This is a genomic window from Micromonospora sp. URMC 105, assembly GCF_051386295.1.
In the GTDB taxonomy this organism is placed as follows: domain Bacteria; phylum Actinomycetota; class Actinomycetes; order Mycobacteriales; family Micromonosporaceae; genus Micromonospora.
Map to the genome: position 1 here is coordinate 1 of NZ_JBPQTL010000230.1, position 388 is coordinate 388.

The 388-nt window shown below is 67.3% G+C and carries 1 pseudogene; it reads right to left on the reverse strand.

From position 1 onward, the window contains the following. Positions 1–365: pseudogene (locus ACSNN7_RS29070) on the reverse strand (hypothetical protein); the annotation flags it as partial. Between the last annotated feature and the right edge of the window lie 23 nt (positions 366–388).

Below are 388 nucleotides of genomic sequence, written 5' to 3' on the forward strand. Positions count from 1 at the left end.
ACCTTCTTCAGGTGGGCGCTACCGCCCCGCTCGACCAGCAACGCGCCACCATCGGCGTCACCGTCCTTGCGCTGCGAACCCTCCCGGCCCTTCGAGTCCTCGCCGCCCTTGGAGTCCCCGCGGCCCTCGGAGTCGTCACGGCCCTTCGAACCGTCACGCGACGAGTTGCCGAACGGAGCGATGATCACCGAACGGTGCACCCCGCCCGCACGCGGCTGGCCCGGCCCGCCGTTGCCGTTGCCGTTGCCGTTGTCCTTGCCGTTGTGGTCCTTGTCGTCCTTGCCCTTGCCCTTGCCGTTGTCCTTGTCGTCGTTCTTGTCGTTGTCGTACTTGAACTCGGAGGCGTTGCCGCCCTTGAGGGTCACGTCCTTCAGGGTCAGGTCACCGC